The organism is Burkholderia sp. D-99, from assembly GCF_011605345.1.
In the GTDB taxonomy this organism is placed as follows: domain Bacteria; phylum Pseudomonadota; class Gammaproteobacteria; order Burkholderiales; family Burkholderiaceae; genus Burkholderia.
The window spans coordinates 459,039-474,779 of record NZ_JAAOXM010000005.1; the positions used below are offsets into that span (position 1 = coordinate 459,039).

Here is a 15,741-nt window from a genome sequence, read left to right on the forward strand (position 1 = left end):
TGACTGCTCCGACTGCACCGCCGGCCGACCCGGCCAGGCGTCCGGCAACGGTGACGGACGCGATCCGCGCATGCGTGGGCATCGGCACCGGCCCTGCGCGAACGGCCATGCTTTCGATGCCCGAACGCGTGCGCGGCGCGATGGCGTTCGCGATCCTCGGTTACCTGGCCTGCGACTTGCCGACCAGGCTGCATGGCGCTCCTTCCAGCTGGATATGGAGCGGCATCGGTGCGCTTGCCTGCGGTATGGCGGGTTATGCGACGAAAAGCGGAGCGCCGGGCAGGTGTGCACGTCGGTCGATGCTGTGGTGCATGGCCGCCATCTGCGCGGGGTTGACGCTCGATGCGATGCGGGCGCCCCTCGAGGCCATTCTCGACATCTGCGGTGGAACGCTCGATGCCGGCGCGATGTGGAGCACGCTCGTGCTCCATCTCCAATGGTTTCCGATGTCGATGCTGGCCATGCTGGCGCTGTTGATCCTGCGCGAGGCCGACCGCCAGGACAGGCATCGACGCAGCGCGGTACGCGTGCTGGTGCGGGCTTCGGTTCGGGTCGCGCTTGAATTTGCGGGGATGTTGCTCGTGATGGCACTCGGCATGACCGCGATCAAGGGATTGGCGGTCGGCCTGGGGCTGCGTTGGGATACGAGCGGCGTCGCGTTCTCGATGCTCGTCAGCATGCTGGCGTTCTACGCACTGAGCGATCGAGCCGCACTCGCAGAGGTATCGCTGAAAAACCGCTTACGAAATAAAAACAGCTGAATTACTTAGGATGACAAAAATATATCGGAGATCGCATTCGACGGAACATGATCGAGGCGTAGGTCAATTCCAATAAGAAAGACCACGCGCCCGGCGGCGAGTGAATGGAGCGCAACGGTATCGGCCGGCCTGCGCGGGGCAGCTTCGTGCCCGCGCATTGCCGCATCGTGCGTCGCGTTGCGTCGAGTTACGTCGCGCGAGCAGCGGCGTTCGCGCCGGCTCCGGGCAACGAGCGTGTCCACGAGAGGAACGGCGCGCTTTCGTACGGGCGCCGCTTGCCGCACCCGCGGCGACCAGATGCAACGGGGATCACCATGAGCATTTCAGCGTGCGACGAACAGAATCAACCCGTCGATACGTGGTTCGCCTACAAGGTGCCGAAACTCATCGGCGGCCAGACCAGCGCGGGCGCCACCGGCTACGAATACGCGTACTACGACCGCAAGGTGGGCGCGTTCGCCAAATCGCCGAACCTGATGAACGACAAGCAGGGCGCACTGTTCTACACACTCGATGCGGTATTCGGCAACCCGGCCGGTACCTATGGCTGGGTGCTCTACAACGACGAGATGCCGGCCGACGCCGGTGTTTTACGGCCCGCGTTTCCGTAACGTGAACCCGCCGGCGTAGGCGCGACGCACGGCGAAGACCGACTTCACAGACCCCTCGCACGGTTCGTCCCTGCAGCGGTCCTGCCGAAATTTCCGGCAGGGCCGCCGCCTGTCCATTTCCCGGAGAACACCATGCGATATCCATTGCAGTACGCAGGCCGAGGCGCCCCGGCGCTGCGTCCATCCGCACCCGAACCGCACGCACCGGCGCCGCGGGCGGCCATCGAGGAGGCGTGAGCCATGAGCAACGACGCACTCGACCCCTTGCTGCGGCAGTTCGCGGAGAAGCGATTGGGACGGCCCCTCGAGCCGGGTGAGGAACGGGCGCTGCTCGAGCGGCTGCCGAGTCGTCACGGAACCGAGCCGGCGCCGGCCGCCGGCACGGCCACGCAGGCGAGCGCCGCGAACCCGCCATTGCCGCGCTTGAAAACCCGCCAGGAGGCCCGCGAGCAGGTCAAGCATTTTCTGCAGCTCAACCAGCAGAAGGCGTACGAGAAGATGCGCGGCATCCTGCAGACGATCGACGCGCAGAACGAGACGACCCTCGGCATGCTGGCGTCGGAACAGCAAAAGGTGTCCGGCGTACTCGACGCGCACGAGCCGCCGGGTGACGCACAGGCATCCGGCGCGGCCGACCTCCAGGACAGCACCCGCGAGGCGCTGGCGATGATCGGCGAACAGCTGACGGGCCTCATCCGGCAGGAAATCGACGCCTGCTTCCGGCAGCACGTCGATTCGCTCGCAGAACGGCTCGCCGTGCGGTTCGACGCGATAGACGAGCGGCTGCAACGCATCGACGCCCGTCCGGCCGAACTGCACGAACCGGCCGCTACCGCCACCGCCACCACTTCTGTTCACGATACCCCCGGGCCAGCGTCCATGGAGTAGCACACGGGGCATGCGGTTGAAGTCAGGCGGCTGAGGTCCGGCAGCTGAACGCAAAACCGGCCGGCCTCGATGTGCGACCTCTCAACTACGTGAATCAAGGAGCAAAAAATGGGTGATACGTGTCAGGTGTGCCAGGTCAATCCTGCGATTACCGATGCCGTCACGCAGGTCAACGTCAAGGTGGTCGCCGAGGCGCCGGCAATGGCGATGGGCTCGCTGTACCAGGCCCAGAGCCATTCGCTCAGCATCCTGTTCGAGAACGCGGTGCAGCAGCAGTCGCAGGCCGCGATCCAGTCGCAGACGTCGACGAACGTGGGGACGATGCAGCTCTACACGATCGGGCCGGAAAGCGCGGGAGCGGCCGCTACGGAAATCGGCGCGAACGGGATCATCTCCATTCTGGCCGACGTGATCGCGATCGGGAAGGCGATGCGCCCGTAAGGCGCGGTCGCAACGCCGTGGTTGAGCGGCGGCGCAAGCGGCACGGGCCGCCGATGCCGCCGCCGCGCCGCCGATCCGCAGCACGGCCGCCGGCGCCTGAACAGCGGTGCCGCGCGGTGTTCCGGAGCAAACGACAGAACGGGTAGAGCCGATTCGATGCGGCGCCCGTTCGCAAACCAGGAGAAATACGATGGCAAATGATACAACCGACCCGACGGACACGAAGGATCCGAAAGACCCCTGCAACTGCAAGACGTGCGCGGTCAATGCCGCGATCACCGACGCCGTCACGCAGACCAACGTCAAGGTGGTGGGCGAAGCGCCCGCGATGGCGACGGGCTCGCTGTACCAGGCCCAGAGCCATTCGCTCAGCGTGCTGTTCGAGAACGCCGTGCAGCAGCAGTCGCAGGCCGCGGTACAGCTGCCGACCTCGACGAACGTGGGCACGATGCAGCTCTACACGCTCGGGCCGGCGAGCGCCGGCGCCGCCGCGACGGAAATCGGCTCGAACGGCGTGCTGTCCGTGCTGGCCGATGTGCTCGCGCTCGGCAAGGCGCTTGTCTGACGCGTAACCCGGCGTCGACGCCGGGCGGCGGCCCCGATCCCCGTGGCTGCCGCCCGGCGCCTGTCGTCATGCCGACGCCCGCGACGGCGAGCGCTCGCGCGCACCGATGCTGCCGCCCGGCGCACGTCGCCGACCGACCCATTCATGCGTTCGCCGTGACTGCATCGCAGCGGCGGGCAAACCAGGAGCAACGACATGCCGGAACAGGTTTCCGCCGCGGTGACCGATGCGGTCACGCAAGCCAACGTCAAGGTGGTGGGCGAGGCGCCCGCCGTGGCCTTGGGCACGCTCATGCAGTCGAACAGCCATGCGTCTGCGATCCTGCTTCACAACGCGGTGCAGATGCAGGCGAACCAGGCGATGTCCAACCTCGCCGCCACGACCGTCGGCATCATGCAGCTCTACGCCGGCTCGCCGGTGGCGGTGGCCGCCGCGGCGCGCTCGGCGAACGACAACTTTGCGTCGCAACTGACCGCCGTCGCGCAGTTGATGAACGCCATCGGCCACTGGCGCGGCTGACCTTCGCCGCGCGCCGCGCAACCCGGCGCGCGCGACCTCCTGCCGCCACGGCGCGTCGCGGCGCACGCGCCTGGCGCGTCAATTGGCGTTGACGATGGTCCGGAGCTGCTCCGGTTTCTCGATCGTCACGCCGTGCTCGTGAAGCCGGATCAGGCCGTCGCGCTGCATCTTCTGCAGGCTGCTGTTCAATCGCGGCCGGCTGACGTTGAGCATCGCGGCGAGGATGCTCTGGTTCTCCGGTAGCCGCACCTCGACATCGTTCCCTTGCATGCGGTTCAGCAGATGGCGCGCGAGCCTTGCTTCGAGCCGGTACAGGCACGCCGATTCGATGAAGTCGCTCAACTGGTGGACGTGCCGGCACAGCTGCTCGTGGATGCGCTCCATGAAATCCGCATTGGCCAGCAGCGGCGCGAAGTACTGGCGATGCAGCAGCGACACGCGGCAGTCCGGGCTCAGCTGCGCGGTGAAGCTGCGCCGGTGGGCGCGAACCAGCGTGTTTTCGCCGATGAGTTCGCCCGGCAACGAGTGGCCGAGAATGAGTTCGCGTCCGCCGGGTTCGTGCAGCGTCTTGTAGACGCGGCCGCAGTGCACGAAGGCGACGAAATCGCCCGGATCGCCCTTGAAGAACAGCAGCCGATTGCCGTGTTCGGGCCAGGGCGAGAGATGCCGCTCGATGTGAGCGAGCAGGCTTTCCGGAAGATCGGCGAGTATCGGTATATTGCACAGCGTTCGACCGTTGACGAGGGCAGGCATGTTTTCCGTGCAAGGTTGTTTGACGATGCGGCCACCTAGCGAAAAACGTTGCCTTTGGCATTGCGTGAAAAATGAATGATGGAAATAACCAGATAATGGGAAAGTGGTCCCGATATGGCTTTGCTTCGGCGCCAGGGACATTTGGTCGACCGACATCGACAGCAGCGTGCCGGCGTAAGCGCATCGCGGCGGCAGTCGCTATTTTTCATCGAAATGCCATTCTTCACGCTCGACGGCGCGCCCGAATCGACGGATGAGGAGAGGCGAGGGAATTAAAGTTTCCGTTAATAATAATCAAGAAAATTTACAGAGGCCGATTATCTTGATAACGGTGTTACGCGGGTAACAGCGCCATTCTCGGCATCGAATCGATTCTGTGTTTTCCATGAAAAAGGAAGGCACGGGATGACAACCTCGAACCAGCACGCTGTTTCGACGCCTGAGTCACCGGCGCAGCAGCTAGATCACACGTGGCGGGAAATGCAGGCGAAATTGCGGCGCCGCGCGCGCCTGTTGTGCAAGGGCGATATTCACCGTGCCGACGAACTGCTCTCCGATACCGCGCTCAAGGTCCACATTTACCTGCAACGTTCGCCCGAGCGCGTCCGGAACCTGGCCGGCTTTCTCTTTCTGGCGCTGAACCACGCGTTCCTCGATGGCGCGCGCCGTCGCCTGCGCGAAAGCGGCATGCTCGAATTCGACCCGGGCTGGGACGACGATCACACGGCCGAGCTGGCCGGCCACGCGCCGTCGGTGGAGCAGCAACTGCTGCTCCGGCAACAGCTGCTGCGTCTCGAGCAGGTGCTGTCCACGCTCCCGTCGCAGCAGCAGATGCTGTTCACGCTGAAGTTCGAGGAGGACCGGCCCTATCTGCACATCGCGGCGACGCTCGGGATCAACGAGCCGCTGGCCAGAAAGCGTGTCGAGCTGCTGCGCAAGAAATTGCGCGAGGAACTCGCATGAGCGCGTTCACGAACGCGGGCATGCAGCGTTCCTAACGGCATGCGCGGCGTCGATGGCCTGCCGGCCCGCCGTTCCTTCAATCGCATGCCGGAGCCGAGATCCGAGGAGGCCTCGTGGCAGACAAAGTCAATGAGCAGGTTACCGACGCGGTGACGCAGACCAATGTCAACGTCGTCGCGGGATCCCCGGCCCAGGCGCTGGGCACGCTTTACCAGATGTTCAGCCAGGCCGTCGGCATCTCGGCGCAGAACATGACGCAGCAGCAGGCGGCGCTGAACCAGATTTCGAACGCCGTCGTGTCGAAGGCGGTGGCCATGATCCTGTCCGTCGAAGCGTCGCCGAAGCCGGCATCGGGCGGCGCGGCGCAAGCCCCGGCGGCCGGGCCGCAGACGGGTTCCACGCATTAGTCGACTCTCGGGATACCTGAACCATGAACATGAAAGGCCTTTTGGGTGGACGCGGCGACGGTGCGCCGCAGGCGCCGCACGATGGCGCGTCCGCAGCAGCAGGCGCAACCACGCCGGCCGACGCCACGACGCCCGCCGAGGTCGCGCCGCACGTCGTGGCGTCGAAGGCCGGCGCGCGCGCGTGGCCGGTCAACCGGCTGCGCAGGCTCACCGATGCGCTGAAGGCACCGAACCAGGTCGCCGATCCGGCCGGGGCCGGCGGCCCGGCGCTGCAGACCGTGCAGGCGATCAACGCGGAGGCTGCGTCCTACGCGACGACGCAGATCGCCGTCGGCCCGAACATGATGATCACGCAGGCGGGTGGCATGGTTGCGCAGGCGGCGGCCAACTACTTCGAGGCGACGACGTCGCTGGCGATCGCGGGCAAGAGCGTGCTGATGAAGGATCTGGCGCAGAAGACCATCGACGAGAACGTGGGTGGGATGGCGATGGATGCGGTGGGCCTGCTGTTGACGGACCTGTTCGTCGCGACCGCGGCGATCGTCGCGGGTGCCGCGGAGGCGATCGAAGGGGAGGCCGCGAGCGTCGCGCTCGACAAGATCGACGAGAGCCTGCAGAAGTATCAGGCGCTGCTGGACAAGAAGGGCCCGTAGCGCGCGACCGCGCGCGCAGCGACGAGGAATCCATCGACACGACCCGCGGGGCCGTCAGGCTCGATGCGGGATGTGAGCGGCGGGACCGACGCGTGTCCGTTTTCCCGGACACGTTGCGGCCCCGTCACCGGCAGTCCCATCGAGTCAAGTGAGGAGCCCATGCCCTACGACATTCAGAACGTACAAGGTCCCGCGCCGCTGGCGGTTGGCGAGCGCATCTGGGGAGATGCGACGGAAATCGATTTCGGCGCGATGACGAGCTGCATCGCGCTCGTCGAGCAGGTGCCGGGCCAGCCGGCGTCGGTGCGCGCGATCCATCTGTCGATCGTCAGCGCCGACGGCACGCAGGTGTACGACCCGTCGGCGAACGTGGCCGGGCAGGTCGAGACGATCATGCAGCAGAGCGGCGACCTGCGTACCTGCCTCGGGCGCATCGATCTCTGGCAGGCCAGCCAGTCGCAACAACTGCGTGATTTCTTCGCCGCGCTGATGCTGAGCCTCGACATGCAGAACTGGGTGCCGTTGCCGGACGGCAACCTGCGGGTGCGGATCAACGGCGGCGTGATCGAGTATCGGCAGGGCGCCGGCCCATGGGCCCACGCGTAGCCGGCGCGACCGGTCGAAGCCGACGCCCGCCATCTGCGCGGGCGCCGGTGCAACACGGGCGCGTCGTCCCGTGATGCTCGCCGCCCGCGCCCCCCAGCTTTTTGCTCATCAACACCAACAAAAATCATCATTTCGCCACCGGCGGGGTGTCAGCAGAATGTCTCCATTCCAGCTCACGCGACAGCACGCACGTCGCACTGAGCCGCACTTCAGAAGGAGACAGCCGTGGCAGTCGAAACAACCTCAATCGATACGCTCGTCGTCGGCGCCGGTCAGGCCGGCGTCGCCATGAGCGAGCATCTGGGCAAGCTGGGCGTGCCGCATCTCGTACTGGAGCGCAGCCGCATCGCCGAACGCTGGCGCACGGGGCGCTGGGATTCGCTGGTCGCGAACGGCCCCGCGTGGCACGACCGCTTCCCGGGGCTCGAATTCGACGGCCTCGATCCCGACGCGTTCGCGTCGAAAGACCAGGTCGCCGACTACTTCGAAGCGTATGCGCGCAAGTTCGACGCGCCGATCCGCACCGGCGTCGAGGTGAAGCGGGTCGTGCGCAATACGGGCAAGCCGGGTTTCGTCGTCGAGACGTCCGACGGCACGATCGAGGCGAACCGCGTGGTCGTCGCGACGGGGCCGTTCCAGCGCCCGGTGATTCCGCCGATCGCGCCGGACGACGCGCGTCTCGTGCAGCTCCATTCCGCCGACTATCGCAACCCGGGCCAGCTCCCGGACGGCGCGGTGCTGGTGGTCGGCGCGGGTTCGTCAGGCGTGCAGATCGCCGACGAGCTGCAGCGCGCGGGCCGGCAAGTCTACCTGTCGGTCGGCCCGCACGATCGCCCGCCGCGCGCGTATCGCGGCCGCGACTTCTGCTGGTGGCTCGGCGTGCTCGGCGAATGGGACAAGGAAGTCGCGACGCCCGGCCGCGAACACGTGACGATCGCGGTGAGCGGCGCGCGCGGCGGCCATACGGTCGATTTCCGCAAGCTCGCGAACCAGGGCGTGACGCTCGTCGGGCTGACGAAGTCGTTCGACGGCGGCGTGGCCACATTCGAACGCGATCTCGCGATCAATCTCGCACGCGGCGACGAGAACTACCTGTCGCTGCTCGACGCGGCCGACGCCTACGCGGCGCGCAACGGCCTCGACCTGCCGGAAGAACCCGAAGCCCGCCGCATCCTGCCGAACCCCGACTGCGTCGCGCACCCGATCCTCGCGCTCGACCTCGCCGGCGCGGGTGTCACGTCGATCGTCTGGGCGACGGGCTATGCGGTCGACTACGGCTGGCTGAAGGTCGACGCGTTTGCCGAGAACGGCAAGCCGCAGCACCAGCGCGGCGTATCGAAGGAGCCGGGCATCTATTTCCTCGGGCTGCCGTGGCTGTCGCGGCGCGGCTCCAGCTTCATCTGGGGCGTGTGGCACGACGCGCGGCACATCGCCGATCACATCGCGACGCAGCGCACCTACCTCGAATACCACGACGCGTCGCAGCGCCGCTCGGGATCGCGCCCGGAGCAGGGCGGCGCCGCGTCGCACGCCGACGCGCAGCCGCTTGCCGACGCGGTGAACTGACCGGACCCATGCTGCCTGCCTGCTGCACCGCGTTCGCATCCGGTGCGGCGGCGCGACCATTGACGACCAAAGGATTTCGATGAGCCAACCCACCCATACCCGTATCCGCATGTTCAACACGAAGGATACCTACCCGAACCAGACGCTCGACAACGACCTGTGCCAGGCCGTGCGGGCCGGCAACACCGTCTATGTGCGCGGCCAGGTCGGCACCGATTTCGACGGCAACCTGATCGGCCTCGGCGACGCGCGCGCACAGGCCGAGCAGGCAATGAAGAACGTCACTCAGTTGCTCGAAGAAGCCGGCAGCGACCTCACGCACATCGTGAAGACGACGACCTACCTGATCGACCCGCGTTATCGCGAGCCCGTGTACCAGGAAGTCGGCAAGTGGCTGAAGGGCGTATATCCGATCTCGACGGGGCTCGTCGTCTCCGCGCTCGGCCAGCCGCAGTGGCTGATGGAAATCGACGTGATCGCCGTGATCCCGGACAACTGGCAGCCGAACCGCGCGTAGGAGGCGATATGACTTTCTCCATCGTCGGGCGTTGCCCGGAGACGGGCCAGCTCGGCATCGCGATCAGCTCGTCGAGCATCGCGGTGGGCGCGCGCTGCCCGTGGGTGCGCGCGGGCGTCGGTGCCGTCGCGACGCAGAACATCACGCTGCCGGCGCTCGGCCCGCAGATCCTCGACCTGATCGAGCACGAGCAGCTCGCGCCCGCCGCGGCGCTCGACCGCGCGCTCAGCGCGAACGGCTGGAGCCAGTACCGGCAGGTCACGGTGATCGACGGGCAGGGGCAGACGGCGTGCTTCACCGGCAAGGAAGCGCTCGGCACGCATCACGCGGTGCGTGGCGAACAGTGCGTGGCGGCCGGCAACCTGCTGGCTTCGCCGGCCGTGATCGACGCGATGGCGCGCGCCTTCGAACAGGCGCCCGGCCTGCTCGCCGATCGCCTGCTGTCCGCGATGCATGCGGCGATGGCGGCCGGCGGCGAGGCGGGGCCGGTGCATTCGGCCGCGCTGAAGGTGGCCGGCGACGTGACCTGGCCGATTGTCGACCTGCGCGTCGACTGGGCCGATGCCGATCCGATCGGACAACTCGATGCGCTGTGGCGTGCGTATCGGCCGCAGATGCAGGACTACCAGACGCGCGCGCTGAACCCGACCGCCGCGCCGAGCTACGGAGTGCCCGGCGATGAATGACACGTCGAGCCGCGCGTTGCTCGAACGGCTGATCGGTTTCGCGACGGTGAGCCGCGATTCGAATCTCGAGATGATCGGTTTCATCCGCGACTATCTCGCGGGGTTCGGCGTCGAGAGCGAACTCTTCTACAACGCGGAACAGACGAAAGCGAGCCTGTACGCGACGATCGGGCCGCGCGATCGCGGCGGCATCGCGCTGTCGGGCCATACCGACGTGGTGCCGGTCGACGGGCAGGCGTGGACGGTCGAGCCGTTCCGGCTGACCGAGCGCGACGGCCGCCTGTACGGCCGCGGCACGGCCGACATGAAGGGCTTCATCGCGTCGGTGCTCGCGGCCGTGCCGGCGTTCGTCGCCCGGCCGCTGAGCGTGCCCGTGCATCTCGCGTTCTCGTACGACGAGGAAGTCGGCTGCCTCGGCGTGCGGCCGATGCTCGACGCACTGGCCGCGCGCGAGCACCGGCCGCGCCTGTGCCTGATCGGTGAGCCGACCGAACTGAAGCCGGTGCTCGGTCACAAGGGCAAGCTCGCGATGCGCTGCCACGTGAAGGGGGCCGCGTGCCACTCGGCGTACGCGCCGTCGGGCGTCAACGCGATCGACTATGCGGCGAAGCTGATCGGCCGGCTCGGCGAGATCGGCGCGGCGCTCGCGCGGCCCGAACGGCACGACGGCCGTTTCGATCCGCCGTTCTCGACCGTGCAGACCGGGCTGATCAAGGGCGGCCGTGCGCTGAACATCGTGCCGGCCGAATGCGAGTTCGATTTCGAGGTGCGCGCGCTGCCGGATTTCGATGCGCACGACGTGCCGAGGAAGCTGCAGGACTATGCGGAATCCGAACTGTTGCCGAAGATGCGTGCGGTGCAGCCCGATACCGACATTCGATTGCAGTCGCTGGGCGCGTATCCGGGGCTGGCCACCGCACCGGACAGCGAAGCCGCGCGCCTGCTCGCGATGCTGAGTGGTTCCGACGCATTCGGCACGGTTGCATTCGGCACCGAGGGCGGGCTGTTCGGGCAGGCCGGCATTCCGACCGTGGTGTGCGGGCCCGGCAGCATGGACCAGGGGCACAAGCCCGACGAGTTCGTCACGCTCGACCAGCTGCACGGCTGCGACGCGATGCTGGGCCGGCTGGCCGCGCATCTTTCGTCGGCCGCCTGAAACCGTCACCGCCGACACGCACGCACTGCCTTGCGCGGTGCGTGCGTGTTTGCGCTTTTTATCGCGCCGTTTCCGCGACGATCTGCGCGAGCCGCTCGCGGCAGAAATCGACGAACGACTGCGCCTGCTTCGTGAGTTGACCGCGCTTCAACCGCGCGCTCACGAGCCCCGACGGGCTCACCGTTTCGCTGAGGCCAATCGTCACGACCCGCTGGCCGTCGTACGTGTATTCGGAATGCGGGCGCGTGACGAGCAGCGAGAAGCCGAATCCCTGGCCGACCATCCCGCGCACCATCTCGATCGAAGGCGACCCGAACACGATGTTCGGCGTCAGCCCGAGTTCGTGAAAGAGGCTGACGAAATACGTGCGGCTCGGCTGCACGTCGAGCAGGATCATCGGCTCGACGCAGAGGTCGCGCAACGACACGTGCGCCTGGCCCGCGAACCGGTGGTTCTCCGGCAGCAGCACGTACGGTTGCTGCGGCGGCATCAGCGGCTCGGTCTCGATCGTGCCGTCGAGGTCGTGGTCGTACATGAGCGCGAGATCGAACGTGCCGGACGTCAGGCCCTGCACGAGTTCCTGCTGGTCGCCGTCGCGCAGCCGGATGTTTACGCCGGGGTAGCGCTCGCGAAAGCCCGCGATCAGTTGCGGCAGGTAGAGCGGCGCGACCGTCTCGAAGCAGCCGATGTCGATCTGCCCGGTGATCACGTCGTTGTCGGCGAGCGCGTTCTGTTCGAATTCGTGCGAGATGCGCAGCAGCTCCTGCGCTTTCCGGTAGAAGCGCGTGCCGCTCGGCGTCAGCGACACGCCCTGCGCGTGATGGCGGATGAACAGCTTCACGCCGAAGCTTTCTTCCAGCCCCTTGATCGCGCTGGAGATCGACGGCTGCGCGATGAAGAGCTGGCGCGATGCCTCGGCCACGCTGCCGGATTCCACCGTCGTCACGAAGTATTTCAGTTGCCGCAAAGTGTAGTGAGCCACACGCACCTCTGATGCACGGCCCCGGCGTGCCGCCGCGGGCGCAATCTGTCCATGGTTGTGCGTAGCACCTTACCTGAAAGGCCCCGGTGCCGGAATTTCCGCTGCAGAGCTTTTTCGTATGTCCCGGAAATATTTTTAGTATTTTCCGGCCGCGAGGCACGTGGCGCACCATCGTCTCCAACCTGGATCACGAAGTTCACGACGCGGCCGCGCATGCGCCGGCGGGATAGATCATCCGTCCCCGCCAAGCGCATCGTCCGCTTCGTGCGACACCGCCGCCCGTGCACGCGGTGCGTCGTCGTTCGCGTATCCGGACCCGATTGCAGGCGCGCACCCCGACGCGCGCCGGCTGACACGGCACGCGCGCATCGCCGCGCAGGACAGGAGACATCACCATGACGAACGTGGACCGCAATGCGTCCCCGATGATAGAGAAACACACGATCGGCTACGTGCCGCCCGCGGAGCGCCACGGCAAGGTGCGCGACCTGTTCACGCTCTGGTTCGGCGGCAACATCGCGCCGCTGCCGATCGTGACCGGCGCGCTCGGCGTGCAGATGTTCCACCTGAACCTGATGTGGGGCATCGTCGCGATCGTCGTCGGCCAGGCGGTCGGCGGCGTGCTGATGGCGCTGCATTCCGCGCAGGGGCCGCAGATGGGCATTCCGCAGATGATCCAGAGCCGCGCGCAGTTCGGTTCGTGGGGCGCGCTGCTCGTCACGGTGATCGCGGCCGTGATGTACGTCGGCTTCTTCGCGTCGAACATCGTGCTCGCCGGCAAGTCGGTGCACGGCATCGCGTCGTCGGTGCCGGTGCCCGTCGGCATCGTGATCGGCGCGGTGGGTTCGGGGCTGATCGGCATCGTCGGCTACCGGTTCATCCACATCCTGAACCGGATCGGCACGTGGGTGCTCGGCATCGGGATCGTGGTCGGCTTCTGGATGATCCTGACGCACGTGACGACCGACGATTTCCTGACGCGCGGCGGCTTCAGCTTCGCGGGCTGGCTCGCGACGGTGTCGCTGTCGGCGTTGTGGCAGATCGCGTTCGCGCCGTACGTGTCGGACTATTCGCGCTATCTGCCGGAAAACGTCGGTGTGGCGTCGACCTTCTGGGCGACCTATCTCGGCTGCACGATCGGCTCGACGCTCGCGTTCATCTTCGGCGCGGTCGCGGTGCTCGCGGTGCCGGCCGGCGCGGACACGATGGATGCCGTCAAGCAGGCGACGGGCCCGCTCGGCCCGCTGATGCTCGTGCTGTTCCTGCTGAGCGTGATCAGCCACAACGCGCTGAACCTGTACGGCGCGGTGCTCGCGGTGATCACGTCGGTGCAGACCTTCGCGTACAAGTGGATTCCGACCGCGAAGGCGCGTGCGGTGGTGTCGGTCGTGATCTTCGTTGGATGCTGTTACGCGGCGATCGGCGCGTCGACGAACTTCGTCGGCAACCTCGTCGATCTCGTGCTCGCGCTGCTCGTCGTGCTGGTGCCGTGGACCGCGATCAACCTGATCGACTTCTACGTGATCCACAAGGGCAAGTACGACATCAAGTCGATCTTCATGGTCGATGGCGGGATCTACGGCCGCTTCAACCCGCAGGCGCTGCTCGCGTATGCGATCGGCATCCTCGTGCAGATTCCGTTCATGAACACGCCGATGTATGCGGGCCCGATTCCCGCGCATCTCGGCGGCGCGGACCTGTCGTGGCTCGTGGGGCTCGCGCTGACGTCGCCGCTGTACTACTGGCTCGCGAAGCGCGACAGCGCGTATCGGCGCCGGCAGACGGGCGCGACGATGCCGCCGACGGCGGTGCGCTGAGCGGGGCATGCCCCGACGCGCGCGAGGCGGCCACGGTGGCGTCTCTTGCGCTGCGCTGTCGAGGGCGCGGGCATGGCGGAGGTCGGCATTCCGTGTGGTCGCAGCGTCGCGGCACCGGCTCTGACTCTGGCACCGGCACCGGCACCGGCTCTGACTCTGACTCTGACTCTGACTCTGACTCCGGGGCTCCGGCTCCCGCTCCCGCTCCCGCTCCCGCTCCCGCTCCCGCTCCCGCTCCTGCTCCTGCTCCTGCTCCCGCTCCGGAAGGCAATGCGCCGGTCGATCGTGACGAGATGGGGAAACCGCCGATGGAGTAGAGTGCATCGGCCGGTCCGGCCGGACGCGCGGGATACGCATCGATTCAGCCGCGCGTACTGCCACACACGACCGGATCGCACCTCTGTCCGCCGACGCCGGTACCCGGCCGACGCGAGCCCGACAAATCGATCGCGGAGCAGGAGCATGCCCCTTCAACTGCATCAACCGGCCGGCGTCGCCGTGCCGTTGTCCCGTTACAGTCATGGCGTCTCGGCACCGGTCGAGGCGCGCTGGCTGCATATCTCCGGCCAGGTCGGGATCGCGCCCGACGGCAGCGTGCCGGAAGACCCGGAGCGGCAGATGGAAATCGCCTGGGACAACCTGTTCGCCGTGCTGGCCGATGCGGGCATGGCGGCGTCGGATCTGGTCAAGGTGGACGGTTTCCTGACCCGTCCCGATCTGGTGCCGCTCTATCGCACGGTGCGCGAGCGGCGGCTGGGCGGCCACGCAAGCGCGTCGACCGTCGTGATAGTCAGCGGCCTGGTCGTGCCGTCGCTGCTGGTCGAGATCCAGGCGGTCGCGGCGAAATAACCGGACGAGGCGTTCGGCCCGCACCCGGCCGGACGTTCGCTGCGGTCACGACGTCGCGGGAAACAGGTGTCCGGCCATGAAGTCGACGAATGCCCGTACCCTGGGCAGCAGTTGACGATTGGACGGCCACAACACCCAGAACGTGCTCGACGCGTTCGTCCATGCGTCGAGCACCGTCGTCAGCGTGCCGTCGTCGATGGCGCGCTGCACGGCGAAATCCGGCAGGCACGCGATCCCGTGACCGTCGATGGCCATGTGCAGCAGGGTCTCGACATGGTTGCTGGTCATGCTGGCCGGCGGCAGGAAGCCGGGATCGCCGGGCTGCCGGTGCAACGGCCATTTCTCCAGCAGGCCGGTGGTCGGGAAGCGGTGCAGCAGGCACGCGTGCTGCGCGAGTTCCTCCGGCGCGGCAGGGGGCGCATGCCGCCGGAAATACCCGGGCGAGCCGACACACAGGAAGCGGCTCGCGCCCAGGCGCCGGCTCTGCAGCCGGGAATCGCTCAGCTCGCCGGTCCGCACCACCGCGTCAAAACCCTCGTCGACCACGTCCACCAGACGGTCGCTGAAATCCAGGTCGAGTTCGATTTGCGGATGGCGTTCGGCGAAGGCGGACAGCACGGGCAGCATCAGTCCGCTGACGAGCGGCAGGCTGACGCGCAGGCGCCCTTGCGGGCTCGCGTGCGTACTGGCCAGCTCGTTCTCCGCGGCGGTGACTTCGGCGAGGATCCGGCGGCAGCGATCGAGGAACAGCGCGCCTTCCGCCGTCACGCTGACGCTTCGGGTGCTGCGCTGGAACAGCCGGACGCCGAGCTTTTCCTCCAGCCGCGCGATGGCCTTGCTGACCGCCGACGCCGAAATGCCGAGCTGGCGCCCGGCCGTCGCAAAGCTGCGCGTGTCGGCCACCTGCACGAAGACGGTCATGCCGTTGAGGCTGTCCATTCGATACTCCGATTCATGACAGATCCGTCATCTTAGTCCTGAAATGATCGCGGATTATCGGC

The 15,741-nt window shown here is 67.0% G+C and carries 18 protein-coding genes and 1 pseudogene; 16 read left to right on the forward strand and 3 right to left on the reverse strand.

The genetic code is table 11. The features are described from left to right. Positions 1-50: 50 nt before the first annotated feature. The 6 genes and pseudogenes from HAV18_RS21620 (at position 51) to HAV18_RS21645 (ending at position 3,785) form a co-directional block, all read left to right on the forward strand. Positions 51-761 carry a hypothetical protein gene (locus tag HAV18_RS21620; protein ID WP_166959544.1) on the forward strand — a complete coding sequence of 237 codons (711 nt, stop codon included), beginning with the start codon at positions 51-53 and terminating at the stop codon, positions 759-761. A 314-nt stretch (positions 762-1,075) separates the two neighbouring features. Beyond that, positions 1,076-1,345: pseudogene (locus HAV18_RS21625) on the forward strand (deoxyribonuclease II family protein); the annotation flags it as partial. A gap of 267 nt (positions 1,346-1,612) precedes the next feature. After that, on the forward strand, positions 1,613-2,260 hold the full coding sequence (locus HAV18_RS21630) for a hypothetical protein (protein WP_166959550.1): 648 nt from the start codon (positions 1,613-1,615) through the stop codon (positions 2,258-2,260). A gap of 108 nt (positions 2,261-2,368) precedes the next feature. Beyond that, positions 2,369-2,701, forward strand: coding sequence for a RebB family R body protein (locus tag HAV18_RS21635; protein WP_021157934.1), 333 nt, complete (start codon positions 2,369-2,371; stop codon positions 2,699-2,701). A gap of 190 nt (positions 2,702-2,891) precedes the next feature. Further along, complete coding sequence (locus tag HAV18_RS21640; RefSeq protein ID WP_166959553.1) at positions 2,892-3,266, forward strand: RebB family R body protein; 375 nt, start codon at positions 2,892-2,894, stop codon at positions 3,264-3,266. Positions 3,267-3,461: 195 nt separating this feature from the next. After that, the gene (locus HAV18_RS21645; RefSeq protein WP_060060907.1) at positions 3,462-3,785 is read left to right on the forward strand and encodes a RebB family R body protein; all 324 of its coding nucleotides are present in this window, start codon (positions 3,462-3,464) and stop codon (positions 3,783-3,785) included. Positions 3,786-3,863: 78 nt separating this feature from the next. Here the strand turns inward: HAV18_RS21645 and HAV18_RS21650 are convergent, their stop codons facing one another. Then, positions 3,864-4,694, reverse strand: coding sequence for a Crp/Fnr family transcriptional regulator (locus tag HAV18_RS21650; RefSeq protein WP_243771746.1), 831 nt, complete (start codon positions 4,692-4,694; stop codon positions 3,864-3,866). Between the two features lie 249 nt (positions 4,695-4,943). Here HAV18_RS21650 and HAV18_RS21655 point away from each other — a divergent pair, with 249 nt between their 5' ends. The 8 genes from HAV18_RS21655 to argE all read left to right on the forward strand — a co-directional run bounded on the left by HAV18_RS21655 (position 4,944) and on the right by argE (position 11,092). Then, complete coding sequence (locus HAV18_RS21655) at positions 4,944-5,501, forward strand: RNA polymerase sigma factor (protein ID WP_166959555.1); 558 nt, start codon at positions 4,944-4,946, stop codon at positions 5,499-5,501. A gap of 113 nt (positions 5,502-5,614) precedes the next feature. Further along, a complete protein-coding gene (locus HAV18_RS21660) occupies positions 5,615-5,908 on the forward strand; it encodes a RebB family R body protein (RefSeq protein WP_166959557.1) in 294 nt (97 codons plus the stop codon). A 23-nt stretch (positions 5,909-5,931) separates the two neighbouring features. Beyond that, positions 5,932-6,561 carry a hypothetical protein gene (locus HAV18_RS21665; protein WP_166959559.1) on the forward strand — a complete coding sequence of 210 codons (630 nt, stop codon included), beginning with the start codon at positions 5,932-5,934 and terminating at the stop codon, positions 6,559-6,561. A gap of 159 nt (positions 6,562-6,720) precedes the next feature. Next, positions 6,721-7,167: a hypothetical protein gene (locus HAV18_RS21670; protein WP_166959561.1), complete on the forward strand. Its 447-nt coding sequence runs from the start codon at positions 6,721-6,723 to the stop codon at positions 7,165-7,167. A gap of 225 nt (positions 7,168-7,392) precedes the next feature. After that, positions 7,393-8,733, forward strand: coding sequence for an NAD(P)/FAD-dependent oxidoreductase (locus HAV18_RS21675; protein ID WP_166959563.1), 1,341 nt, complete (start codon positions 7,393-7,395; stop codon positions 8,731-8,733). Between the two features lie 79 nt (positions 8,734-8,812). Beyond that, positions 8,813-9,250: a RidA family protein gene (locus tag HAV18_RS21680; protein ID WP_166959565.1), complete on the forward strand. Its 438-nt coding sequence runs from the start codon at positions 8,813-8,815 to the stop codon at positions 9,248-9,250. Positions 9,251-9,258: 8 nt separating this feature from the next. Next, positions 9,259-9,936: a DUF1028 domain-containing protein gene (locus HAV18_RS21685; RefSeq protein WP_166959568.1), complete on the forward strand. Its 678-nt coding sequence runs from the start codon at positions 9,259-9,261 to the stop codon at positions 9,934-9,936. Beyond that, the gene (argE, locus tag HAV18_RS21690; protein ID WP_166959571.1) at positions 9,929-11,092 is read left to right on the forward strand and encodes an acetylornithine deacetylase; all 1,164 of its coding nucleotides are present in this window, start codon (positions 9,929-9,931) and stop codon (positions 11,090-11,092) included. The genes HAV18_RS21685 and argE overlap by 8 nt, the downstream gene beginning before the upstream one ends. Before the next feature lie 58 nt (positions 11,093-11,150). On the opposite strand, the gene HAV18_RS21695 is transcribed toward argE, so the two are convergent. Next, positions 11,151-12,074 carry a LysR substrate-binding domain-containing protein gene (locus HAV18_RS21695; RefSeq protein WP_166959574.1) on the reverse strand — a complete coding sequence of 308 codons (924 nt, stop codon included), beginning with the start codon at positions 12,072-12,074 and terminating at the stop codon, positions 11,151-11,153. Positions 12,075-12,469: 395 nt separating this feature from the next. On the opposite strand from HAV18_RS21695, the gene HAV18_RS21700 reads away from it, so the two are divergent. Beyond that, positions 12,470-13,891: a cytosine permease gene (locus HAV18_RS21700; RefSeq protein ID WP_166959577.1), complete on the forward strand. Its 1,422-nt coding sequence runs from the start codon at positions 12,470-12,472 to the stop codon at positions 13,889-13,891. 462 nt (positions 13,892-14,353) lie between these two features. Continuing rightward, entirely contained in the window at positions 14,354-14,740 is a 387-nt protein-coding gene (locus HAV18_RS21705; protein WP_166959580.1) for a RidA family protein, read from the forward strand. A gap of 45 nt (positions 14,741-14,785) precedes the next feature. On the opposite strand, the gene HAV18_RS21710 is transcribed toward HAV18_RS21705, so the two are convergent. Further along, complete coding sequence (locus HAV18_RS21710; RefSeq protein WP_166959583.1) at positions 14,786-15,679, reverse strand: LysR family transcriptional regulator; 894 nt, start codon at positions 15,677-15,679, stop codon at positions 14,786-14,788. Between the last annotated feature and the right edge of the window lie 62 nt (positions 15,680-15,741).